We start from the raw sequence: 22395 nt of genomic DNA, 5'->3' as shown, positions 1-22395 counted from the left end.
TGGACGGTTCCTAAACCCGCCTTGCCAGCGAGACGGTGAAGATGCCCCACTGATCGATGCGCTGGTCGAGCTTCTCGAAGCCCGCGGCTTCGACCAGTTGGTCCATCTCGCCTTGTGTGCGCCGCCGCATCACCCAGGCTTGGCCGCCGCGATGCGAGGTCAGGCTGCGCGCGATCATTTCGAGCTGCGGGTGCCATGGCTGGTTGGTGTAGATCAGCAGGCTGCCCGGCTGCATCGAACGGGCGAGGCCACCGAGCGAGCGGGCAATTGGCGCATTGTCGGAGAAGAGCTCATAGAGGCCGGAGACGATGGCGAGGTCCGGCGCCGGATCGAGCGCCGCCAGCCCGTCGCCGTCGAAGGCGTCGGCGCGCCGGAACGAGACGCTGGCCGGCAATTGCCGCTCGGCGATCAGCTTGCGGCCCAACTCGACATTGAGATCCGAATAGTCCTGCAGGCGCACGCTGGCCGGCTGTTCGGCGCTTTTGCCGATCGCATCGAGCACGTAGCGGCCGTGGCCGGCGGCGATGTCGAGGATGTGGCCTGGCCGCCCGGCCGCTTTCAGCGTCGCCAGCGCCTGGCCGATCAGCTCCTCGATGTTGAGCTTGCGCTGGCGGATGCCGCGCCAGCCGATGGCGTCGAGAAAAGTCCTGTCGACCATGCGGCCGATCGGCCCGAGGCCGCGGGCGTCGTTCTCATAGACATAGTCCAGCGTCGAGCCGGAATCGAAACCGGTGCCGACGCCGACCTTCATGCCCCGCGAGAACCAACTGCCGATGCGGATGAAAGCGCGGCTTAATGCCCAATAGAGGCCCTTGGGCGAGAGGAGATCGAGCGGAGAGGCGAGCCTGTCGGCCTCGTCGCGTGTGTAACCGGCAATGTCCGCCTGTTTCAGGTCGACAGCTTCGGCCGGCGACGCGAATTGTCCTTCGATGAACGGCCGGATCAGATCGAGCGCCTTGGCGCGGTCGCGCTCGCCCAGCGTGTCGTGGAAGAAGCCCGCCAGGACATGCCGCTCCTTCACGCGGCTGCCGAGATTGACGAAGAACTCGTGCTGGGGGCCGTGCCGCACCACCCAGTCGCTGCCGGACAGAAGAAGCTGCGTCGGCACGGTGATGGCGCGCGCGTCGGCAACGATGCGCGCCGCATGCTGGTAGAGCTCGACCAGGATGTTCGACGCGATCGGCCTGGTGATCAGCGGATCGGTTTCGAACGAGGCGATGCGCACCGGGTCATGGGTGAGCAGGCTCGCCTTGACATAGGAATTGACGAAGAAGCGTCCCTTGATCTTCTGCCACAGCGCGATGCCTTCCTTGGCGAAGGGGACATAGAGCTTGACCGAGAAAGCGGGCGAGGCGAGCACCATGGCGCGCAGTTTCGGCGCATAGTCGTGCACCCACGCAGCGGCGAGCACAGCGCCGAAGGATTGCGCGATGAGCGCGATATCCTGTGCGCCGAAACGGTCCTTGGCGGCGATCTCGCGCATGAAACAGTCGATATCGCGCTCAAGTGCCGCGAAAGACGGAGCATAGCCGCGCTCCCCGGCGGAGCGGCCGTTGCCGCGCGCATCCCAGGCATAGAAGGCGTAATCCGGCATGCGCAATTCGTCGGCCAGATGCGCCATGCGGCCGCCATGCTCGTGGCCGCGATGGAAAAGCACGACCGCGCCTTTGGCCTTGGCCGATAACGCCGGCCAGAAACGGTAGAAGATCTCGGTGCCGTCATGGCTGTGGAAGCTGCGTTCCTGCGCCTGCCGCGCAGGGCTTTCCGCCGGCGCGGCTGCGATCTGTTCGTGAAGCATGCTTTTCCCCTCGGACGGCATCGCGAGCCTCGATGCCTAGCCGGTCTTGCCAGTAAGACCGGCGCGTATCCGGTTTATGGCGGTCAGCAGCGAAAGCGTAGCCATCACCGGAAACACAAGAGGCGCGATCACCGCGGGCCAGAGGCCGGCGGCAGTGAGCACAGCGACCACGCCGAGCCCCAGCGCCCTGTCGCTCTTGCCGAACGGCCCGGCATAGTTGCGTCCGATGCCTGCGGCGATGCCGAGCACGCCGGCGAATTCGGCGAGCATCGCTGCGATGGCGAAGGCGACGACGCCCCAGGCGCCAAATTGCGCGAAGGCGGCAAAGGGCAGGATGAGCACCAAATCGGAAACGACATCGCAGATTTCATTGAGATACATGCCAAGCGTCGAGGCCTGGCCGTGCTCACGCGCCAGCATGCCATCCATGGCGTTGAGCGCCATGCGCACGAACAGCACCAGGGGAATGAGCAGCAGAAGCAGGCGCGAACCCGGCGCCGTGGCGATCGCCACGCCGGCCGCTATCGAGAGGGCGGCCGCCGCGATGGTGATGAAATTGGCCGTCACGCCCATTGCCGCCAGCCGGCCGACAAGCGGCCGCAGCCTGTCCTGGAAGGCCGGCTTCAGTGCATAAAGCGTCGGCATTGCGTGATCCCCCGATCCACGCCAACCTTTATCATGAGCGAGCCGAAAGGCGCTAGCGTACGGCAGAAAACACAGTGAATTTTCAGACGGTTGACGCCTTGCCGTGAATGCATCGCCTCAGGCCGGTGGCAGCGGATTGCCGAATTCACTCGACGCTAACCATGATCGCGGTTGCCGCAAGCTCACCGCATCTGCTTGCGCAGCCAATACTGCAGCTTGATCAGGTGCCGCTTCGGCGTGCGCTCGAAGCGGCGGACGTCGATCAGCGTCACGCCGCCACCGTCCGACAGCGTGTGCAGGCCGGTGTCGAAGCCATCGAGCCACCCCTCGGGCGACAGCCGCTTGACGATGTCGGCCGAAAATTCCTCCGGCGTCAGGCGCTCGATCCGCAACAGGTTGATGGCTGCGCCGTAGCCGTTTGTGCAGTCCTGGGTCGGGAAATGCAGTTGGCCATCATGCTCGAAGGGCGAGCCGCCGGGCCGCGACGATGCGTATCCCGTGCGCACCGGATTTCGCGGATGCTTGCTCCAGGGGCCGGTCAGGCTCTCCGCGAAAGAGGCGTGCAACTCGCGCGTGTCCCGTTTGTCGGGGCCGTTGAGCGCGTAGAGCATCCACCAGCGCTGCTGGTGGCGAAAGATGGCCGCGTCGACCACCGGCTCGTCCAGCAGCACGGCGACCGGCTGCCACGCCTTTGGAAAATCGGTCGCCTTGTAAAGCGTGAGCCGCCCGCTCTTGAAGGCCTCCGGCAGCATGAAGATATCCTCCCCCTGCCGGATCAGGAACGGATAGGAGAGGTGGAACGGCTCCTTCAAGGCCACGCCGCGCTCCTTGAGCGTCCAGTCCCGGTCGTAGCTGTAGTAGTGGATCTCGCCGCGTCTCACCCTGTGATCATAGGCCTCGACCAGCACCACGAAACGGTCGCCATGGAAGAGGCCGAACGGATCGGCGATGAAGCGGTAGGATCCTTGAGACGGCAGCCAGACGATCCGGCTCCTGTCCAGGCCTTGCGGGGCAAGTGCGTTGTCGATCCGATCCGGGACGATACCCGCCTGCCAGATATCGAACATCATTTGGTCCCCGCTGCGCCGGCGCATCTATGCAGCAAACCATGCAGCCCCGCAAACCGCGTTTGCGGCACTGTGGGCGGGAAGGCTTGTTCCGCAAGGCGCGGCCAAGCTGATTTTTTTACATTGCCCTGGGAAGTGAATTCGCGATACCGCTGGCCGGCGGCTCTGTTCGCTTATCCATTTGTTGGGCTGGAGCGGGCGCCTCTTCGCCCGGCCGTCTCCGAAGAAAAGTGTCGATCAGCAGGCAAGCGATTCCGACAATCGCCATTTAAATATCATGAATTCAAATAACAAAAAAATCGACAGCGTTATTTTTACTGAAAGCTCACCTGATATCGGCGGACAGGAACGCCAGTTGCTGATCCAAATGCGATCACTTCTAGCGTCTGGGATTGACGTGGTGCTTGCCTGCCGCCCGAATTCTCGGGTTGGGGCTTTAGCGGCGACAATGAACATTCGGACAGAGACGCTTCCATTTAGAAACGGTGCAGATCCGCGCACGATAATTGGCTTATGTCGGCTGATCGCTGCAATGCGGCCCACCGCATGCGTCTGTCACAGCGGTCATGATACAGACAATCTTGCAATTGCTGCACGATTTTTCGGTCGAAATCGTCCGCGCCTGATTAGGTCTAAAGCATACCTAGCTGGAAAAATATCAGCAAATAGTTATAACTATTTCGTAGACGTTACATTCACTCCAAGCAAGTATTTGCGGTCAAGAATTCTGTCCAATAGCCGAGTCGACCCTAAGCGGATCGAAGTGGTTTATCCAGGCGTGGATTTCGAAAAACTTGACGCGGAACGTTACCTTGATCTTCCTTCTGATCTTTCTCACTGGATCGAAAGGAAGCGCGGCGCGCTGATCGTGCAGGTAGGCATGCTCCGCAAGGAAAAAGGCCACCTTATGATGCTTGACGCAATAGCGAAATTGCGTTCGCGGTGGCCCCCGGTTCATTATGCAATTGTTGGATCGGGGCCTGAGCAAGAATCGATCAAGCAGCGGGCAATCGAGCTTGGCCTTTATGATCAAATCTGGATGGGTGAATTGCCATCCGTTGCGGCGATCCTGGAAAAGGCGGATCTCGTCGTTATGCCTTCATTCGTCGAAGCTTTGGGTATGGCTCAAGTTGAGGCGGCGGGACTCGGCATTCCGATCGTGGCAAGCAATATTGGCGGTATTCCGGAGACAATCTCCCATCTGGAAACAGGCCTGCTGGCCGAGCCAAATGCGAATGATTTTGCACAATGGCTGGATTACGCGCTGTGTCACCCGGACGAAATGCGCGCGATGGCGCATCGGGCTCGAGCGGATGTTCGGTCCCGGTTTAGCATCGAAAACAACGCCAGCGCGCTCAAATCTTTGATCACACGGCAGGTTCGCTGACGGCTTGTAGTGCTAACGCAGTCGTCCCGTATCGCCTCATTTAAATCCGCAACCCGGCGGGTTGGCGGCGAGCCCTGGAGCGGATCTCCGAATTCACCGGCCGCTAACCATGAATGCATCGGATGCCGGATATGTCGATTTGCCGGCTTCTGGGGCAAAGCTTTCGCTTGAATAGTAAGCACGCTTATCATATCTATCGCACATGGTTTCAGATGGTATCGACAGACTGGGATTTTTGATCCACGACGTGCAGCGCCTGATGCGCAAGCGTTTCGAAGCGCGCGCCAGCGGATTGGGGCTTTCCTCGGCGCAATGGCGGCTGATGGTGCGCGTTGCCAAGGAGGAAGGCATCAACCAGGCGCGGCTGGCCGAACTCCTCGAAATCGAGCCGATCAGCGTCTCGCGGCTGGTCGACCGCATGGAGGAAGGCGGCTGGATCGAGCGCCGCCAGGACGCGACCGACCGCCGTGTGCGCATGATCTTTCCGACCGAGAAGGCGAGTGCCGCGTACGCCGATGTCAAAAGCCTTGCCGGCGAGGTCTATGAGGAGTCCTTGACCGGTGTTTCGCCGGAAGATCGGCGCATCCTGATCCGGGTTCTGGACACGATCGTGCAGAACCTGACGGACGGCGAGGCATCGTCCCTGGAACAGATGAAAAGCAGGGAAGGGGCGGCAGCATGAGCGCGGCAGCCAAGAGAGAAGACGACGTCGTAACCAAGCTGGAAGCCCCGACGCAGCCGACGGCCGCTCCGGTCGCGGTGGCTCCCGGGCGGCAGCCCGCTCCGGCCGCGCCCAAGAAGAAGCGGCGCATCGGCCGCTTCCTGTTGATGGTTGCGCTGCCGCTCGTCCTGCTTGCGGGCGGCACGTATGTCTGGGTGACCGGCGGCCGCTATCAGGAAACCGAGAACGCCAATCTGCAGCAGGCCAGGATTTCGGTCGCTTCCGACACGGCGGGCCGTATCGTCCAGGTCGGCATCGCCGACAACCAGTTGGTCAAGCAGGGCGACCTTCTCTTCGTCATCGATCCCGAGCCTTACCGGATCGCGCTCGCCCAGGCCGATGCGGCGGTCGCCGCGGCGCGTCTCAATGTCCAGCAGTTGCGCGCCGCCTACAGCCAGGCGATGGCGCAGGAAAAATCCGCCTCCAGCGAGGTCGACTATGCGCAGTCGCAATATGGCCGCGCCGCCGATCTCGCGCAGAAAGGCATCAATGCCAAGTCCTCGCTCGACCAGGCCCGCAACGACCTCGACAAGGCCCAGCAGCAACTGGCCGTCGCGGAGCAAGGCATCGTCAGCGCCAAGGCGGCACTGGGCGGCAATCCCGACATCGAGACCGACAAGCATCCGACCGTGATGGCGGCTTTGGCCGCGCGCGACAAGGCCGCCTACGACCTGGCGCAGACCACCGTGAAGGCGCCGGCCGACGGCGTCATCTACCAGGCCGCGTCCTTCAAGGTCGGCCAGTATGTCTCCGCCGGCACGCCGCTGTTCGCATTGGTCGAGACCGGAGACACCTGGATCAACGCCAATTTCAAGGAGACCCAGCTCACCAACATGAAGCAGGGCCAGAAGGCCGAAATCGTCGTCGATACCTATCCGGGCCGTACCTTCGAGGCGACCGTCAAGGCGATCGGCGCCGGCACGGGCGCGGAGTTCTCGCTGCTGCCCGCGCAAAACGCCACCGGCAACTGGGTCAAGGTCACGCAGCGCATTCCCGTGCGCCTGGAACTGACCGATCCCGACGCCAAGATGGCGCTGCGCACCGGCATGAGCGCGACCGTCACCGTCGACACCGGCGTGGCGCGCGGCCTGCCGTCGATCTTCGGTCACGCCACGGCGGGGGAGCACACGCAGTAACGACAGCGAAGCCCGCCGCGATCCGACGGGCATTGGGGATTGGTCTGACGGGAGGAGTGACAAGGCTCAGCAAGGCAGCCGCATGGCGGCTCGTTCGAATGCTGAGGCCTCGTCGCGGACCCGTCGGTCCTCAGGTTTCCGGGCGGCAGGCATCCGCTCCAACAGAGACTTTCGGTCGATGTAACCCCCACATCGATAGTCGCGTCCCACCGCGATGAAGGTCTCTCAACGGAAGGCTTTGCCGCCCGGAAGCCTAGAGCCGGATGATTTCAGGTCTATTCGACCTGAAATCTGAATCCGACTCTAAATCAAAGAGATAGAGCATGATGTCGTCCGAAATCCGCTCCACACTTTTCGGCATCATGCTCTAGTCTACACGTTTTTGTACCCTGCTGGAAGTTCAGCACCATGAGCACGCCAGAAACCTTCAAGGAAGTGCCGCATCGCGGACTGATCACGGTCGCGCTGATGCTGGCGACGATCATGCAGGCGCTCGACACCACGATCGCCAATGTCGCGCTGCCGACCATGACCGGCGACCTTGGCGCGTCGCCCGACAACATCAACTGGGTGCTGACCTCCTATATCGTGGCCGCCGCGATCATGACGCCGGTCACCGGCTGGCTCGCCGATAGGCTTGGCCGCAAGGAGTTGTTCCTCTTCTCCGTCGTCGGCTTCACCATCTTCTCCATGCTGTGCGGCCTCGCCTGGAGCCTCGAGACGATGGTGCTGTTCCGCCTGCTGCAGGGCGTGTTCGGCGCGGCCATCGTGCCGCTGTCGCAGACCTTCCTGCTCGACATCAACCCGAAGGAGCGCCACGGCCAGGCGATGGCGATCTGGGGCGCCGGCATCATGCTCGGGCCGATCCTGGGGCCGACGCTCGGCGGCTGGCTGACGGAGAACTTCAACTGGCGCTGGGTGTTCTTCATCAACCTGCCGGTCGGCATCCTCGCCTTCCTCGGTATGGCCGCCTATCTGCCCGTCGTCGCCAAGCGCATGCGCGGCTTCGACTTCTTCGGCTTCGCCATGCTGTCGCTCGGCGTCGGCGCGCTGCAGCTTCTGCTCGATCGCGGCGGCGAGGTCGATTGGTTCAACTCGGCCGAGATCTGGATCGAGCTTGCTTTGTCGCTCACCGGCTTCTGGGTGTTCGTCATCCACACGGTGACATCGGAGCATCCCTTCATCGATCCAAAGATCTTCCTCGACCGCAATTTCGTGACCGGGCTGGGCTTCATCTTCGTCATGGGCGTGCTGATCCTGGCCTCGATGTCGCTGTTGCCGCCGATGCTGGCCAATATCTTCGGCTATCCGACCGTGACCATCGGCGTGGTGCTCGGTCCGCGCGGCATCGGCACGATGATTTCGATGCTGGTCGTCGGCCGCATCATGCACAGGATCGACGCGAGGATCCTCGTCGCCATCGGCTTCCTGCTCACCGCGCAGTCGCTTTACACGATGGCGAGCTTTACGCCGCAAATGGACAATTGGCTGATCATCTCTTCGGGCGTCGTCCAGGGCCTCGGCATGGGCATGGTGTTCGTGCCGCTGTCGGCGGTCGCTTTCGCCACGCTCGACGCGCGCTACCGCACCGACGCCACCTCGCTGTTCAGCCTGGTGCGCAATCTGGGCTCGTCCATCGGCGTGTCGGTGGTCGCGGCGTTGATGGTGCGCAACACCCAGATCAACCACACCGAGCTTTCGGCCTTCATCAACCCCTACAACCCGAACCTGTGGGCCGCCTCTCCAGCGGCCGCCGCCGCCGATCCCGCAGCACTTTCGCAGGTCGACCGCGCCGTGAACGCCCAGGCGATGATGATCTCCTACATCAACGATTTCAAAATCCTGATGGTGATGACGCTGATCGCGGTTCCGTTCGTCATCCTGCTGCGCAAGCCAAAAGCGGCGCCGGCGGGCGGAGCGCCGGCCGCCCATATGGATTGATGGCGCGGCGGCGCCGGTCGCGGGCGCGGCTGCATGCTTGCGCTCAGACCGCGATTTGAAGCACCCCGTGACGGCTTACCTCGGCCACGATTTCCGCGATCAGGGTCTCCAGCGCCTGATTGCGAGGCCCGCGTGCGCGCCTGATGACATAGGCCAGGCCTGGAGGCTTGGGAAAATCCCTGTCGACGATCTCCATCTCGGGTCGCAAGTGTCGCTCGCTCAACAGCGCCACGCCGAGGCCTGAGGTCACGCCGGCAACGATCCCGGCGGCACTCGAGCATTCGAACACGATCTCGAACAGCATGCCGTCGTCCTGCCCGAGCTCGAGACCCCAGCGCCGGTAGAAGCAGTTCTCGTCGAAGGACAGAAAAGGCACCGGCTTGTCCTTCGACACGATGAGGTCGCGAGATTTTACCCAATGCAGCGTTTCGCGAAACAGCACGACGTCGGTGGGACGCACCTCATGCTGAAACACCTGGATGATGGCGGCATCGAGCGCGCCCTGGCCCAGCAGCGCCTGCTGTGCGAGGCTCATGCGCACCTGCGTGCGCACGCTCACCTCGGGATAGAGCCGGCGAAACCGGCCAAGGATACGCGCCAGGTCGGTGCAGGTCGTGTCCTCGGTCATCCCCAAGGCGATCTTGCCCTGCAGCGTGCTTTTGGACAGGCTGAGGATCGCTTCGTCATGGATGCCCAGGATGCGCCGCGCATAGCTCAGGAGATCCCGCCCGGCCGCGGTGAACAGCGGCGCGTTTGCCTTGCGGCTGAGTATCTCGCAGTCGAGACTTGCTTCAAGCCTTCTGATCTTGTGGCTGACGGCCGACTGCGACAGGCCCAGAATCTCGGCCGCGCGCGTGACGCCGCCATGGTTCTCGATCTCCACCAATGCCCGCATGGCATCGACATCCAGGCGGCGGCTCATCACTCCAGCCATGACAAATCTCGTTCAGAATGAAAAAACAACACGCCAACTTCTGACGCAGAACCGAATTTCAGGCAATCATGTATGCCAGGTCTCATGGCAATTTCATGAGCCTATCGAAATTTGTCATGTGCAAGTGCGCGTTTGCGTCGCCATAAGTCTGCGCAGACGGCTTTGATCCGCTTTTGGATCGAGGTGCCGGGGACAGAAAGCTTGATGATGCTGGCGCAAAACAAAGCCTATCCATTGCTGTGGCCGATCATGGCGGCCGCACTGGTCCTGAGCTGGAGCTCCGGCTTTGTCGGCATCCGCTTCACCAGCGAGAATGCCCATGTCATGCTGGTGCTGTTCTGGCGGACCTTGGTGTCCGGATTGATCCTTCTGCCATTCGCCCTCCTGATCGGGCCGCGTATCGGCGCGCGTGCGGTGAGTCAGCAGATGGTGTTCGGCGCGGCGACGATGTTTCTCTATCTGGGCGGGTTCGCCCTGGCCATCGGCCAACGTGTGCCGACCGGCCTTGTCGCGCTGATCTCCGATCTTGTCCCTCTCGCCATCGCGGCCCTGTCGCAACCGGTGCTGGGTCAGCGTCTCAGCGGCAGGCAATGGGTCGGAACGGCTCTCGGAGCGGCCGGCGTGCTCATCGTCTCGCTCGACAGCCTGACCCTCGGCACGGCCCCGCTCTGGGCCTATCTGGTGACGGTCGGCTCCATGCTGGTCATGGCGTTGGCGACGGTTGTGCAGAAGCGGATGGGGACGATCGATATGCCCATCCACCAGAGCCTGTGCATTCAATGCCTGACGGCAGCGATGCTCTTTGCCGTCTGCGCCGCATGGAATGGCGGGCTGGCGCCGCCTCTCGACGGCCGTTTCGCGTTCGGCATCGCCTGGCTGGTGCTGTTTTCGACCTTCTTCTGCTACGGCATCTATTACGCCAGCCTGCGCCTTTACAGCGTCGCCCAGGTCGGCAGCGTGATCTATCTCAGCCCGCCGGTGACGATGCTGTGGGGCTGGGCGATGTTCGGCGAGCCGCTGTCGACGGCGATGTTCCTCGGCCTTGGCGTGACCCTGTTCGGGGTCTGGCTCACCGCGTCGCGCGGCCGAATTCAACCAATCATGGACATCAAGGAGGTAAACCCATGAAGCTGACGGATTTCCAAGCGCTGACCTTCGACTGCTACGGAACCCTCATAGACTGGGAAACCGGCATGATCGACGGCCTGAAGCCGCTGACCGATCGGGTCGGCCGCGGCGTCAGCCGCAACGAGATACTGGAAGCGCATGCCCGCCATGAATCCAGTCAGCAGACATGGACGCCTGCAAAGCGCTACAGCGACCTCCTGGCGGTCGTCTACAAGCGGCTCGCGGAGGAATGGGGCGTCGTCGCCACCCGCGAAGAATGCGTGGCCTATGGCGAAAGCGTGAAGGACTGGCCGGCCTTTGCCGATACCGCGCAAGCGCTGCGATATCTCAAGCAGCACTACAAGCTGGTCGTCCTCTCCAACGTCGACAACACCAGCTTCTCTTTCAGCAACAAAAAGCTCGGCGTGGATTTCGACGCGATCTACACGTCCGAGGATATCGGCTCCTACAAGCCTTCCGACCGCAACTTCAACTATATGCTCGAGAAGCTCGGCACGATCGGCATCGCCAAGGGGCAGATCCTGCACACGGCCGAAAGCCTGTTCCATGATCATGTTCCCGCCAGCCGCCTAGGTCTCAATTCCTGCTGGATCCATCGCAGGCACGCCGATCAGGGCTTTGGCGCCACGATGCATCCGGGCGAGGTGCCGAAGGTGGATTTTCGCTTCGACAGCATGGCCGCGCTGGCCAAGGCGCACGCTGAAGAGCTGCGCGGCGGCTGATCATCGAGCCGCCCGCAGGCGGTGGCTCTTCCAGCCTTACCTGCCGAGCACGAGCGCCCAATAGCGCAAGGCGGGATCGCGGCCGTCGCGCACATAAGCCAGCCCGAAACGGCTGAAGTCCGGATCGAGCATGTTGCGGCGGTGGCCGGCCGAATGCATCCAGATGTCGAACAGTTTTTGCTGGTCGAAACGGCCCTCGGCGATGTTTTCCGCCGCGGCACCCCGCACGCCATTGTCCTTCATGCGCGAGGCGAAATCCTTGCCCCAGCCGGTGGTGTGGCTCATGCGTTCACGCGAGGCCATGTAGCCGGCCTGCTGAAGTGCTGCCTGTTCGAGCTGCGCGTCCGGCGTCAGCGCCGGCATCCCAGCGGAGCTGCGGATGCTGGCTAGCGTCGCGGTGGCTGAGGAGGAGGCGCCGGCGCCTTCGCCGGTCGGCACCGTGACGGTGCTGCAGGCGGCGATGCCGGCAAGCGCTGCAAGGCCGGCAGCCTTGAGCAGCATGCGGCGGTTGAGATCGGGGAGGGCTGTGATCGAGATGCTCATCCGGCCTCTGATACCGGCGATCGTGGCTTTTGCCGGGCAGGCGATGAAAATCGCGTGATGCGGCGACTTTTCCCGGAAGATCGATTATGATGTGGTCGTTCTTGAAGTGGCAGCCACGGGCGGCCACCCACAGGCGGTGACCGACCCGCGTTGATCTGGCGCATGATTGCTTGGCGAGAACCTCCTGGTTTTCGGGCTCATGCACTGACAAACGGAGGACGGTTATGGCCGGTTTTCATGTCATGTCGGACGCGTACGGGATGCATGTGCAGCCCACGGTGCGCCGCATCTCCACCTCGGACCTTTGGGACGCGCTGAAGCTCGGCGCCGAAGACTTCTGGGCCAAGCCCTCGCATTATGTGTTCCTCTGCCTGGTCTACCCGATCGTCGGCCTGATCCTGACGCAGTGGACCTCGGGCTCGAACGCCATCCAGCTCGTCTATCCGTTGATGTCCGGTTTCGCGCTGATCGGCCCGTTCGCGGCCATCGGCCTTTATGAGATCAGCCGCCGGCGCGAGCTCGGCATGAACACGCATTGGCGGCATGCGCTCGATGTCCGCCATTCGCCGGCGCTGCCGTCGATCGCTGTCATCGGCATCCTGCTCTTCGCGCTGTTCCTGTTGTGGCTGTTCACCGCGCAGTCGCTTTACACCAGCCTGTTCGGCGCCGAGCCGCCCGCCTCGGTCGGCGCTTTTGTGCGCGACGTGCTGACGACCGGCAAGGGCTGGACGCTGATCCTCGTCGGCAACGCCGTCGGCTTCGTTTTCGCCGTTGTCGTTCTGGCCACCACCGTCATTGCCTTCCCGCTGCTGCTCGACCGCGACGTCGGCGCCGTCTCGGCGATCGAAACCTCGGCCCGCGCGGTGATGGCCAACCCGCTGACGATGGCGCTCTGGGGCCTCACCGTCGCCGTGTTGCTGGTGATCGGCTCGATCCCGCTGTTTGCCGGGCTCGCCGTCGTCATGCCGATCCTCGGCCACGCGACCTGGCATCTCTACCGCAAGGTCGTCGAGCCGGAGCAAATCCGGCCTGAACGCCGGCCGATGTAGAATGGCAGTGTTCTTGGGGTGACGGCTACCTTTGCGCCTCGGTCGCCATCCTCAAGGCCAGCGCCGTCAGCACCGTGCCCATCATCCAACGCTGGACGACCAGCCAGAACGGCCGTCCGGCCAGGAAGGTCGCGATCGAGCCGGCGGTCACGGCGATGATGGCGTTGACGGTGAGGCTGATCGAGATCTGCGTCACGCCCAGCACCAGAAGCTGCGACAGAACATGGCCCTTGGCCGGATTGATGAACTGCGGCAGCAGCGACAGGTAGAGCACGGCCACCTTCGGATTGAGCAGGTTGGTCATCAGCCCCATGACGAAAAGCCTGCGCGGCCTGTCCCTCGGCAACTCGCGGACCTGGAAGGGCGAGCGCCCGCCGGGCTTCAGCGCCTGCCAGGCGAGCCATAGAAGATACAGCGCGCCGGCGAAGCGGAGCGCGTCGTAGGCGTAAGGCACGGCGAAGATGAGCGCGGTGATGCCGAAGGCCGCCGACACCACGTAGAACAGGAAGCCCAGCGCCACGCCGCCGAGCGAGATCAGCCCGGCTTTCGGCCCTTGCGACAGCGAGCGTGAGATCAGGTAGATCATGTTCGGCCCCGGCGTGAGCACCATGCCGAGGCAGATCAGCGCGAAGGTCAGATGATTGGCGGCGTCGGGCATCGGGGTCTCTGCGAAAGTGCCCGAGATGTGCGCCGCTTCGCCAAAACTCGCAAGGGCTTGGCGGCGCTGGGCCGTTGCGCCAGCACAAGGCGTGGTGAGATTCAGGTGAGGCCGGTCTCACCCGAATATCGGCATGCCTACCCGACCACGCGCAGGTTCGACAACTCGTTGGCGATCTCCTTGAAATTGTCGGAGAGCGTCGCTCCGGTGGCGTTCCAGAACAGCTTGGCGGGTTTGCTTGGGTCGGTCGGATCCTTGCGGAAGCGGGAATCGGAAGAGCAGGTCTTTAGAGCGGCCATCGCCTTCTGGTCGCTCGAGCTGGTCGACGACATGTCGAGCGCGACCGTCATTACCATGATGTTGGCCGCCTTGGCGTTGTCGCACAGCTTCGCCATCTGCTCGTTCATCGCCGCGGTATAGTTGCTCGACGAATAGTTGAACTGGCCGATGGCGCTCGACGTGCCGCCGAACAGGCGGGTGACCGAGGTGCCGTTGTAGCCGACGCCGGTGTAGCCATAGGCGGCATAGGTCGACTTGTTGCCGGCCGGATCTGAACTGACCGTCGAATAGGTGTTCTCGCCGTCGGTGAGCACGATGACGACCTTGTCGTTGCCGCGCTCCGTTTCCGGCCGTCCCTCGGTGAAGGGCGGCGCGCTCGACACGGTGCGCCAGCCCCAGGCCATGCCTTCGGGCACATTGGTGTTGCCGTTGGGCTGCATCAGGTCGATCGCCGCCTTGATGGCTGCAAGCCCATCCGTCTGCGTGACGTCGGTGAGCGGCGTGATCGGCGTGGTGGTGCAGCTGTAGTTCGGGCCGGCGCCCGAACCAAGGGTCGGAGCATCGATCGGCCGCGGCTGAAAGTATTTGGCCATGTTCGACTGCCTGGTCTTGCCGGTGGTGCTCGACGGATCGTCGTTCCACCAACTGTTCGCCGCGCCATAGGTCGTCGGATTCGGCTCGAGCGGGTTCTGGGTGATCTTCCAATGATTACCAGGCTCGTCCGGCGCGAACATCGGCACGAACATGGTGGCGGGGTCGCCGATGCCGATACCGGTGTTGTTCGGGCCGCCCGAGGCCGGCGTGTCGTCGACATTGTAAGGATAGGGACGGACCTCGACACAACCCTGCCAGCTGGCGAACGGGCCATAGGTGTCGTTGTAATCATATTCCGTATGGCTGTGCGAACAGGTGTGGTTCGAGCGATATGTGTCGCAGACGGTGCGCGCGCTGCCGACGATGCGCTCGTGACTGGTCACCACCTTCATGTCTTGGTAGAGCTCGAAGCGGCTCAGAACCTGGTCTTCTTCGCCACCCCAACCGGTACCCTTCTTGTACCAGACGCCGTTGACCTTCTGGGCGTATTTGTCGGGAGCATTCAGCGTCGACCAGTCGAAATTCTCGTTGGCGATCGGCGACAGCCCATAGACGTCCATCCAGGAGGCGTTGTCGTTTTCCGGCCCGACATTGACCGAGGCCGCGAAGGGCACGAGGCTGAACTGCACCGGCTTGTCGATCTGCTTGATCTGCGCCGCCTGCTGCGCCAGCGTGTCGACAAGCTGCTTGGCGGCCTGCTTGAGCAGGTCGATGCGCTTCTGTCCCGAGCCGGTGCCGGGCGTTGTCATTGAGCCCGAATTGTCGAGCACCATTGCCACTTCCAGCGTGTTCTTCAGCCGCACCTGGGAGCACATCTCGATCTGGATTGGCTTATGCGCATCACCATCCGACGCGCCATTGAGCAGCGCCGCGGCCGGATAGAAATAGGGATGATAGGTGAGTGTCGCGCAAAGCTTCAACAGGCCGCCACCGGTCTGGCTGCCCGGCAGCGTGACGTCGAGCGAAAGGTTGCTGGGGTCGATGCTATTGAGGTTGGAATTGAAGAAGCCTGCTGCGTAGGCCCTGATCTGGTCGTCGGTCGCCCCTTGCGAAAGCCGCCCCGCCGCGGCGAAATTGGCGGCGTCGAGGGCGTTCAGCACCATCTGTTTTTCGCGGTTGAGCTCGCCGAAATCGACACCCATGGCCACCGCGCCCATCAATGGCACCATGGCGACCGCCGTCATCAGGGCATAGTTGCCGCGCCGGTCGCGGCAGAAGTGACGCCAGAATTCACGCATTTCAGGTAAGCGGCCCCCCGCCGCCGGATTTTCGCCGGGCCACACTTCCACAAAACGCTGAAGGACCGGTTTGGCAAACCGCTCGATTGCTTAACGGCGGCTTCACCAACCGCTAACCAAGCCAGTTGCAATGGCGTGGTCCACGACGAAAAACGCCCGCCGCGCGGCGGGCGTCGAGGATCGTTTGTCCTGCTGTTCAGCTGACGATGCGCAGGTTCGACAGTTCGTTGCCGATTTCCTTGAAGTCGTCCGACAACGTCGCGCCGGTCGAGTTCCAGAACAGCTTCTTGGGCTTGCTGGGGTCGGTTGGATCCTTGCGGAAACGCGAATCCGACGAGCAGCTCTTCAGCGCGGCCATCTGCGCCGCTTCGGCGGTGTTGCTGGAATTGAGGTCAAGCGCGATGGTCATGACGATGATGTTAGCGGCCTTGGCATTGTCGCACAGCGTGGCGAAATGCTCGTTCATGGCCTTGGTGTAGTTGGCATTCGAATAGTCGGTCTTGCTGACGTTGCTGCTGGTACCGAGGAAAATGCGGCCATAGCTGTAGGTAGTATTGTACGGATTCACATAACCAAGCGCCGAATAAGTAGATTTGGCACCCGCCAGGTCATTGGCCCCGAGCGAGTTTGGTGTGTAATACGTATTTGCGCCGTCCGTCAGGACGATCAAGACCTTGTCGTTACCTTTTTCATTCTCGGGGCGGCCCTCAGTGAACGGAGCTGTGCTGGAGAGGGTTCTCCAGCCCCAGGCCATGCCTTCCGGTACGTTGGTGGCGCCGCTGGCGGCCATGGCATCGATCGCCGTCTTGACGAACGTTGCGCCTGCCGTGGTCGATACGTCGGTGAGCGGCGTGATAGCGGTTGTGCTGCAACTGGTGTTAGGGCCTTCGTTCATGCCGTAGGCGGGCGTCACTTTAGTGCCGATGCCGGCATTGAAATATTTCGGCATGTAGCGCTGCCGCGCCGCGTCCGTACCGCTTGATGCATCCAAGTGCCAATTGCTGTAGGCGGAACGCGAAAAGCCGTCGGTGTTATCGGTCTCGTCAGGGGCGAACATAGGCACGAACATAGTCGCCGGTGTCGAGGTCGAGGCGGCCGTATCCTGAATGTTGTAGGGATAGGGGCGCGATTCGACGCAGCCGCCCCAGCTCGCAATTGGCGCGTACACAATGTTGGACGTGCAGTTGTTATTCCTGTCTTTGGTGCACGACGATATGCGCTTCATCCACTTGTAGATCGAGAAGCGCGTCAGCACATTGTTCAACTGAACTGGATCCCACGCCGAACCTTTCGCATAGTAGTTGTTGCCGGATTTCACCGCATATTGGTTGGGAGAGTTGGCCGAGGTGAGCGTCGACCAATCGAGGTTCTCCTGGTCGAGCGGCGAGAGGCCTGTGGTGTCCATCCAGGCAGCGTCGGCGTTTGCAGAGCCGACATTGACCGAGGCGGCGAAGGGCACCAGGCTGAACTGGACTGACTTGGAAACCTGCTTCATCAACTGCGCTTGCCCAGACAGTTGGTCGACAAGCTGCTTGGCCGCGCTCTTCAACAGGTCGAACCGCACCTTGTTCGAGACGCTGATATCGGTCATCGAGCCCGAATTATCGAGCACCAGCGAAACTTCCAGCGTGTTCTTGAGGCGGATCTCGGACCTGGCCGAGAAGTTGAGGTTCGTCTGGCCGGCTGTTCCGCCGAGCAGCGCGACCGCGGCCGGCAGGAAATACGGCTTGTAGGTCATCCCTGCTTCGAGAACCAGCGTGCCGCCGCCAGCATTGTTGTTCGGCAGGGTCACCGTCAGCGTCGTGTTCGCTGGAAGGACATGCCTGAGATTGGCCTCGAAGAATGTCTTGGCATAGGCCTTGGCTTCGGCGTCCGTGGCGCCGGCGACGATCTGCTGTGCCGTCGCGATACCGGCGGCGTCCAGTGCGTTGAGTGTCTCCTGCCGCTCCCGCACCAGCTCGGTATAGTCCACAGCCAATGCCACGCCGCCCATCAGCGGTATCATCGTGATGACCGTCATTAAGGCGTAGTTACCCCGCCTATCGCGAAAAAAATCGAGGATCATTGCGCTTTTCCCCCGCCAAGGACCCATGTCGAGATGCGACGATAGTCGTATCCAGTCTGCTACCATGGTCACAAATCGTTAAATTTCAGCTTGCGCGAAACAATCAACCACGCGCCGCCTTTTTGACGGCGCGTTAACCCTGTGCTTGCGGGGCTTGCGATATCGACTCGACAGAAGGCGACGGGGAAAGCTCGTGACAGGATGAAGCGCTTCCGTTATGCGGGACCAGCCGCGGTGGACCCGGCCGTCGCGGCCTTGCCAGGGATCAAAATCAGGGACACAGCATGGCGGATTCGCCTGACATCATCGCTTCGCTCGACGATCTGGCGGGGCGCTACGCCGCAATCCTGTGCGACGTATGGGGCGTCGTGCACAACGGCGAATGGCATTTTCCGGCCGCTGCCGCCGCACTTGCAAGGGCGCGCGCGGCCAAGGTGCCTGTCGTGCTGATCACCAATTCGCCGCGTCGCAGCGCCGACGTCGTCGCCCAGATGAAGGTTATCGGCGTCCCGGCCGATGCCTGCGACCGGGTCGTTACGTCGGGCGATGTGACCCGCGACCTGATCGCCGAGGGACCGAGGAAGATCTTCCACATCGGTCCCGAGCGCGATTTCACGCTCTATGACGGGCTCGATGTCGATCTCGTCGAGGAATTCGAGGCCTCTGGCATCGTCTGCACCGGCCTTTATGACGACGAGGTCGAGAAACCCGCCGATTATGCCGAGCTGCTGCTGCGGCTGCGTGCCCGCAATCTGCCGTTCATTTGCGCCAATCCGGACATCCTGGTGGAGCGCGGCGAGCGCACCATCTGGTGCGCCGGCGCGCTTGCGCGGGATTACGCACAACTGGGGGGCCGCACGCTGATTGCCGGCAAGCCCTTCGCGCCGATCTACGATGTTGCCATGAAGGAGGTCGCCGGCCTTCTTGGCCGATCCGTCGAGCGCAGCGAGGTTCTCGCCATCGGCGACGGCATGATGACGGACGTCAAGGGCGCGGCCGACAACGGCTTCGACGTGCTCTATGTCTCGGGCGGCATCCACGCCCGTGACTATGGCGATCCGCTCCGCCCCGATCCTGAAAGGCTGGCCGGCTTCCTTGAAAAGCACGGCTACCGGCCGGTCGCCGTCATTCCGCGTCTGCAATAGGTTGGTGGTCTAGCCATGACGGGCGCCTCGACATGATGCAAGCCTTCCAACGTCTTCCGGCGGTCGCGCCGCTGCCCGCGCATCTGCGCGGCGGCGTCGTGGCGATCGGCAATTTCGACGGTGTCCATCGCGGCCACCAGTCGGTCCTGGAGCGCGCGCTGACCGAGGCCCGGCGCAATGGCGTGCCAGCTTTGGTGCTTACTTTCGAGCCGCATCCGCGCAAGGTGTTCCGGCCACAGGTGCCGCTCTTCGTGCTGACGCCGCCGCCGATGAAGGCGCGACTGCTCGCCGGGCTTGGCTTTGCCGCTTTGGCCGAGCAGCCGTTCACGCGCGATTTTGCCTCGCTCTCGCCCGAAGCTTTCGTGACCGATGTGCTGGAGAAGAACCTCGGCATCCGCCACGCCGTCACCGGCTTCGACTTTCATTTCGGCAAGGACCGCCAGGGCGGCCCGGCCTTTCTGATGGCGGCCGGAGAGCGGCACGGCTTCGGCGTGACGCTGGTCGACGCCTTCCGCGATGAAGGCGCGGAGGTGGTTTCGTCGAGCCGCATCCGGGGACTGCTCACCGAGGGCAAGGTGGAGGAGGCCGCCGGCCTGCTCGGCTACCGTTTCACCGTCGAGGCCGAGGTGATCGGCGGCCAGCAGCTTGGCCGCACCCTGGGCTTCCCGACCGCCAACATGCGGCTTTCGCCGGAGGCGGCCTTGAGGGAAGGGATTTATGCCGTCCGCTTCCGCTGCGCCGACGGCACGCTCCATGATGGCGTCGCCAGCTTCGGCCGGCGTCCCACCGTCGACGACAATGGCGCGCCGCTGCTCGAAACTTATGTCTTCGATTTTTCCGGCGATCTCTATGGCCAGACCTGCCAGGTGTCGTTCTTCGGCTTCCTGCGCCCGGAGCTCAAATTCGACGGCCTGGATTCGCTGGTGGCGCAGATGAAGAAGGACGAGGCCGAGGCGAGGGCGCTGCTGGCGGGCGTGCGCCCGCTCTCGCAACTGGACGCCGAGATCGCGTTCTAGCTAGAGCAATTTCAGGAAAAGTGTGAGCGGTTTTCCGTCCGAAATTGCGTCAAAACAAGGAGATAGTGCGGTTCGCCGTTTCCGTGAAACGGTGAAACGCACTAATGCATGTCGCGCAAAAGTGACCTCGGTTTTGCGGCAACGACATGCATCAAACAAAGGACCTAAAGCGCGTCAACTGAATCCGTTTCAGCGCGACGCGCTTTAGTGCGTGCTTCTATCGCTTCAGCGCCAGCCCGATGGCGATGAAACTCCAGCCCTGGAAGATCAGGTCGATCGCCAGGAACATGCCCAGCACCCAAAGGCTGTTCACCGGCCAGCCCATCGCGATCATCAGGCCGAGCAGAATGGTGATGATGCCGGCCGCGAGCAGCCATCCCCAGCCTTGCTGTGGCCGATGATTGAAGGCCACCCAGGACCGCAAAAGCCCCGAGGCGACAAGCGCGATGGCCAACAGCAGCGTCAGCACCGCCGAGGCGAGCAACGGGTTGTCGAAGGCAAAGAAGCCGGCGACGGCGTAGAGCAGGCCGCTCAGCAGCCAATAGAAGAAACGTCCCCAGGTCTTGACCCCGAAGGCGTGGATGATCTCGATGAGACCTGCCATCAGCATCAGCCAGCCGACGACATAGACCGAGGCGACGGTGGCGATGAACAGATTGCCGAAGGCGATGCCGCCGAAGATCAGCAGCAACACGCCGAGCGCCACGAACCATCCCCATTTGTCGCGCGTCTGGCCGATCGCATCCTTGAGAGCGTCGCTTGGCAAGGTCATGGTTTCATCTCCCTCGAAATTCACCACCGGTCATGCGGCGACAGGAAGCTAAACCCAATGGCATTGTCCGTCCAGCAACGCGGGCCGAACCCGCGGGTGGCCGGCTCTCCATGACCGTGAGGCGGTCACTGTCGCGATGGCCGGACTTCGTCCGGGAACGGTGCAAGCGTCGCCTCCAGTGTCTCCCGGCCGGCCTGCTCCCAGCTTCGCGCCACGAATTCTCTGGCCTTCGCTTCGTATGGAGCACGGGCCGCGGGCGAGATGATCCACTCCCGCATGGCGTTTTCCCATCCTTCGATGTCGAGCGGATCAACGCAGAGGCCCGAAGAGCCGACGACTTCGGCGATGGCTCCGCCCGTCGAGGCGATCAGCGCCTTTTCGTAGGCCAGCGCCTCGACGGGCGGCAACCCATATCCTTCATAGAGCGACGGGTACACGCAGAACGCACTGTTGCGGTAAAGGCGGGACAATGTTGCGTCATCGACATTGTCGAGATGGACAAGGCTCTTGCCGTAGTCGGGATGGCTGTGAAGCTTCGCCAGGACCCCGTCGACCATCCAGCCGCTGCGGCCGACGAAAACCAGCTTCATGCCGCTGCGCGCGACCGTTCCGTCCAGGACGAGGCGCCGCCAGACATCCATGAGGAGGGAATGGTTCTTGCGTGGTTCGATGGTGGAAACGAACAGGATATAGCGATCCGTCTCGATCCCGTCCGGCAGGCCGCCGTCCGCCTTCGATTTGCGGGCGCTGTCGCAGCCGAGAGGAACGTGTCTCAGCTCCGGCAGATGGACGCCGAGCTTGGCGGCATAGTCCTCGACATCGGAAGTGACGCGCCTCGACGTCAGGATGAAGCGGTCTGCCAGCCCGACCGCCAGATTCACATAGTCCGTGAATCTCTTGACGTCGTGCGGCCTGTACCATTCGGGAAACTGGATCGGAATGATGTCGTTCAAGAGCACGATCAGCTTTGCGCCGGCCGGGCGCGCCTCGCGCGAAATGACCTCGATATCGGTATGCGCCCAGTCGTTGTTCATCAAAAGCAGATGGTCGCCGGGCGAAAGATTGTATTTGTCGCCGGCCACGGTCCTGAGCGGGACGATCCGGGCGCGGGAGCCGTCCTCGCGGGCGACCTGCCGCCGCTCGTTCTCCTTCATCAGCTGGTTTTCCACCCGTTCGAGGAAGCGAAGAAAAGGACTGTCGGGGTGGCGCCGGCCGAACGCGCCGATTTCGGTTATCAGGACCCGGCGCGGTTTTATCATCGCCACCGCCAACCGCCTCGCCCAGTTCGGCCAGCGATCGTAAAACCGCATCTTGATACGGGCCGGATCCGGGTAGAAGCTCATATCGCACGAAATGTCGCCGGCGATGATTTCCGCCGCCATACCAGGCGAAACTTGTCTAAGCACCCGCTCGATCGGGTCGAACACCGTGAATGCCATCTCGGAGGCCTTGAATGCGGCCGCCGCGGCCGCGTAGTGGCGTTGCACGCGGACCAGGCCGACCGGAGGGCCGAGCCAGCGCACCATGCTCGTGAGATCGACGACGAGACGCATCATT

The 22395-nt window shown here is 62.6% G+C and carries 19 protein-coding genes; 9 read left to right on the top strand and 10 right to left on the bottom strand.

The annotated features are described in order from the left end of the window. Window positions 1–10: 10 nt before the first annotated feature. From RFM52_RS30065 to RFM52_RS30055, 3 genes are all read right to left on the bottom strand, one after another. Window positions 11–1798: a bifunctional alpha/beta hydrolase/class I SAM-dependent methyltransferase gene (locus RFM52_RS30065; protein WP_320298285.1), complete on the bottom strand. Its 1788-nt coding sequence runs from the start codon at window positions 1796–1798 to the stop codon at window positions 11–13. 36 nt (window positions 1799–1834) lie between these two features. After that, window positions 1835–2443 carry a CDP-alcohol phosphatidyltransferase family protein gene (locus RFM52_RS30060; protein ID WP_320298284.1) on the bottom strand — a complete coding sequence of 203 codons (609 nt, stop codon included), beginning with the start codon at window positions 2441–2443 and terminating at the stop codon, window positions 1835–1837. A gap of 182 nt (window positions 2444–2625) precedes the next feature. Next, window positions 2626–3513 (bottom strand): glucosamine inositolphosphorylceramide transferase family protein, encoded by an 888-nt coding sequence (locus RFM52_RS30055; protein ID WP_320298283.1) that lies wholly within the window; start codon window positions 3511–3513, stop codon window positions 2626–2628. A gap of 178 nt (window positions 3514–3691) precedes the next feature. Here RFM52_RS30055 and RFM52_RS30050 point away from each other — a divergent pair, with 178 nt between their 5' ends. The 4 genes from RFM52_RS30050 to RFM52_RS30035 all read left to right on the top strand — a co-directional run bounded on the left by RFM52_RS30050 (window position 3692) and on the right by RFM52_RS30035 (window position 8695). Further along, entirely contained in the window at window positions 3692–4897 is a 1206-nt protein-coding gene (locus RFM52_RS30050) for a glycosyltransferase family 4 protein (protein WP_320298282.1), read from the top strand. Between the two features lie 202 nt (window positions 4898–5099). After that, entirely contained in the window at window positions 5100–5579 is a 480-nt protein-coding gene (locus RFM52_RS30045; RefSeq protein WP_320298281.1) for a MarR family winged helix-turn-helix transcriptional regulator, read from the top strand. Then, on the top strand, window positions 5576–6754 hold the full coding sequence (locus RFM52_RS30040; protein WP_320298280.1) for an HlyD family secretion protein: 1179 nt from the start codon (window positions 5576–5578) through the stop codon (window positions 6752–6754). The genes RFM52_RS30045 and RFM52_RS30040 overlap by 4 nt, the downstream gene beginning before the upstream one ends. A gap of 408 nt (window positions 6755–7162) precedes the next feature. After that, window positions 7163–8695 carry a DHA2 family efflux MFS transporter permease subunit gene (locus RFM52_RS30035; protein WP_320298279.1) on the top strand — a complete coding sequence of 511 codons (1533 nt, stop codon included), beginning with the start codon at window positions 7163–7165 and terminating at the stop codon, window positions 8693–8695. Window positions 8696–8738: 43 nt separating this feature from the next. Here the strand turns inward: RFM52_RS30035 and RFM52_RS30030 are convergent, their stop codons facing one another. Further along, complete coding sequence (locus RFM52_RS30030) at window positions 8739–9629, bottom strand: LysR family transcriptional regulator (protein WP_320298278.1); 891 nt, start codon at window positions 9627–9629, stop codon at window positions 8739–8741. Between the two features lie 204 nt (window positions 9630–9833). On the opposite strand from RFM52_RS30030, the gene RFM52_RS30025 reads away from it, so the two are divergent. Both RFM52_RS30025 and RFM52_RS30020 read left to right on the top strand, forming a co-directional pair. Beyond that, a complete protein-coding gene (locus RFM52_RS30025; RefSeq protein ID WP_320298277.1) occupies window positions 9834–10757 on the top strand; it encodes a DMT family transporter in 924 nt (307 codons plus the stop codon). Next, window positions 10754–11479 carry a haloacid dehalogenase type II gene (locus RFM52_RS30020; RefSeq protein ID WP_320298276.1) on the top strand — a complete coding sequence of 242 codons (726 nt, stop codon included), beginning with the start codon at window positions 10754–10756 and terminating at the stop codon, window positions 11477–11479. The genes RFM52_RS30025 and RFM52_RS30020 overlap by 4 nt, the downstream gene beginning before the upstream one ends. A 36-nt stretch (window positions 11480–11515) precedes the next feature. Here the strand turns inward: RFM52_RS30020 and RFM52_RS30015 are convergent, their stop codons facing one another. Next, window positions 11516–12022, bottom strand: a complete 507-nt coding sequence (locus RFM52_RS30015) for a CAP domain-containing protein (RefSeq protein WP_320298275.1) — start codon at window positions 12020–12022, stop codon at window positions 11516–11518. 224 nt (window positions 12023–12246) lie between these two features. On the opposite strand from RFM52_RS30015, the gene RFM52_RS30010 reads away from it, so the two are divergent. After that, window positions 12247–13071 carry a DUF2189 domain-containing protein gene (locus RFM52_RS30010; RefSeq protein ID WP_320298274.1) on the top strand — a complete coding sequence of 275 codons (825 nt, stop codon included), beginning with the start codon at window positions 12247–12249 and terminating at the stop codon, window positions 13069–13071. 25 nt (window positions 13072–13096) lie between these two features. Here RFM52_RS30010 and RFM52_RS30005 read toward each other — a convergent pair whose 3' ends face one another. The 3 genes from RFM52_RS30005 to RFM52_RS29995 form a co-directional block, all read right to left on the bottom strand. After that, the gene (locus RFM52_RS30005; protein WP_320298273.1) at window positions 13097–13729 is read right to left on the bottom strand and encodes a LysE family translocator; all 633 of its coding nucleotides are present in this window, start codon (window positions 13727–13729) and stop codon (window positions 13097–13099) included. A 137-nt stretch (window positions 13730–13866) separates the two neighbouring features. Further along, window positions 13867–15840, bottom strand: coding sequence for a pilus assembly protein (locus RFM52_RS30000; RefSeq protein WP_320298272.1), 1974 nt, complete (start codon window positions 15838–15840; stop codon window positions 13867–13869). Window positions 15841–16036: 196 nt separating this feature from the next. After that, window positions 16037–17905, bottom strand: a complete 1869-nt coding sequence (locus RFM52_RS29995) for a pilus assembly protein (protein WP_320298271.1) — start codon at window positions 17903–17905, stop codon at window positions 16037–16039. A 284-nt stretch (window positions 17906–18189) separates the two neighbouring features. On the opposite strand from RFM52_RS29995, the gene RFM52_RS29990 reads away from it, so the two are divergent. Together RFM52_RS29990 and RFM52_RS29985 are read left to right on the top strand one after the other, a co-directional pair. After that, window positions 18190–19050: a TIGR01459 family HAD-type hydrolase gene (locus RFM52_RS29990; RefSeq protein ID WP_320298270.1), complete on the top strand. Its 861-nt coding sequence runs from the start codon at window positions 18190–18192 to the stop codon at window positions 19048–19050. 35 nt (window positions 19051–19085) lie between these two features. Beyond that, window positions 19086–20066, top strand: coding sequence for a bifunctional riboflavin kinase/FAD synthetase (locus tag RFM52_RS29985; protein WP_320298445.1), 981 nt, complete (start codon window positions 19086–19088; stop codon window positions 20064–20066). A gap of 217 nt (window positions 20067–20283) precedes the next feature. Here the strand turns inward: RFM52_RS29985 and RFM52_RS29980 are convergent, their stop codons facing one another. Both RFM52_RS29980 and RFM52_RS29975 read right to left on the bottom strand, forming a co-directional pair. After that, a complete protein-coding gene (locus tag RFM52_RS29980) occupies window positions 20284–20838 on the bottom strand; it encodes an HdeD family acid-resistance protein (RefSeq protein ID WP_320298269.1) in 555 nt (184 codons plus the stop codon). A gap of 125 nt (window positions 20839–20963) precedes the next feature. Then, window positions 20964–22394, bottom strand: a complete 1431-nt coding sequence (locus RFM52_RS29975) for a glycosyltransferase family 4 protein (protein ID WP_320298268.1) — start codon at window positions 22392–22394, stop codon at window positions 20964–20966. Window position 22395 lies beyond the last annotated feature (1 nt).

Origin of the sequence: Mesorhizobium humile (assembly GCF_033977215.1) — a bacterium.
Classification (GTDB): Bacteria; Pseudomonadota; Alphaproteobacteria; order Rhizobiales; family Rhizobiaceae; genus Mesorhizobium; species Mesorhizobium humile.
Note: the sequence above shows the minus strand (reverse complement) of the source record. Positions and strands in the feature narration are given on the sequence as shown.

What these genes read in the sequence shown, in the direction of transcription:
- RFM52_RS30065 (WP_320298285.1), bottom strand. Translation starts at nt 1,798, where the DNA reads ATGCTTCACGAACAGATCGCAGCCGCGCCGGCGGAAAGCCCTGCGCGG.
- RFM52_RS30060 (WP_320298284.1), bottom strand. Translation starts at nt 2,443, where the DNA reads ATGCCGACGCTTTATGCACTGAAGCCGGCCTTCCAGGACAGGCTGCGG.
- RFM52_RS30055 (WP_320298283.1), bottom strand. Translation starts at nt 3,513, where the DNA reads ATGATGTTCGATATCTGGCAGGCGGGTATCGTCCCGGATCGGATCGAC.
- RFM52_RS30045 (WP_320298281.1), top strand. Translation starts at nt 5,100, where the DNA reads ATGGTTTCAGATGGTATCGACAGACTGGGATTTTTGATCCACGACGTG.
- RFM52_RS30040 (WP_320298280.1), top strand. Translation starts at nt 5,576, where the DNA reads ATGAGCGCGGCAGCCAAGAGAGAAGACGACGTCGTAACCAAGCTGGAA.
- RFM52_RS30035 (WP_320298279.1), top strand. Translation starts at nt 7,163, where the DNA reads ATGAGCACGCCAGAAACCTTCAAGGAAGTGCCGCATCGCGGACTGATC.
- RFM52_RS30030 (WP_320298278.1), bottom strand. Translation starts at nt 9,629, where the DNA reads ATGGCTGGAGTGATGAGCCGCCGCCTGGATGTCGATGCCATGCGGGCA.
- RFM52_RS30025 (WP_320298277.1), top strand. Translation starts at nt 9,834, where the DNA reads ATGATGCTGGCGCAAAACAAAGCCTATCCATTGCTGTGGCCGATCATG.
- RFM52_RS30020 (WP_320298276.1), top strand. Translation starts at nt 10,754, where the DNA reads ATGAAGCTGACGGATTTCCAAGCGCTGACCTTCGACTGCTACGGAACC.
- RFM52_RS30015 (WP_320298275.1), bottom strand. Translation starts at nt 12,022, where the DNA reads ATGAGCATCTCGATCACAGCCCTCCCCGATCTCAACCGCCGCATGCTG.
- RFM52_RS30010 (WP_320298274.1), top strand. Translation starts at nt 12,247, where the DNA reads ATGGCCGGTTTTCATGTCATGTCGGACGCGTACGGGATGCATGTGCAG.
- RFM52_RS30005 (WP_320298273.1), bottom strand. Translation starts at nt 13,729, where the DNA reads ATGCCCGACGCCGCCAATCATCTGACCTTCGCGCTGATCTGCCTCGGC.
- RFM52_RS30000 (WP_320298272.1), bottom strand. Translation starts at nt 15,840, where the DNA reads ATGCGTGAATTCTGGCGTCACTTCTGCCGCGACCGGCGCGGCAACTAT.
- RFM52_RS29995 (WP_320298271.1), bottom strand. Translation starts at nt 17,905, where the DNA reads ATGATCCTCGATTTTTTTCGCGATAGGCGGGGTAACTACGCCTTAATG.
- RFM52_RS29990 (WP_320298270.1), top strand. Translation starts at nt 18,190, where the DNA reads ATGGCGGATTCGCCTGACATCATCGCTTCGCTCGACGATCTGGCGGGG.
- RFM52_RS29985 (WP_320298445.1), top strand. Translation starts at nt 19,086, where the DNA reads ATGCAAGCCTTCCAACGTCTTCCGGCGGTCGCGCCGCTGCCCGCGCAT.
- RFM52_RS29980 (WP_320298269.1), bottom strand. Translation starts at nt 20,838, where the DNA reads ATGACCTTGCCAAGCGACGCTCTCAAGGATGCGATCGGCCAGACGCGC.
- RFM52_RS29975 (WP_320298268.1), bottom strand. Translation starts at nt 22,394, where the DNA reads ATGATGCGTCTCGTCGTCGATCTCACGAGCATGGTGCGCTGGCTCGGC.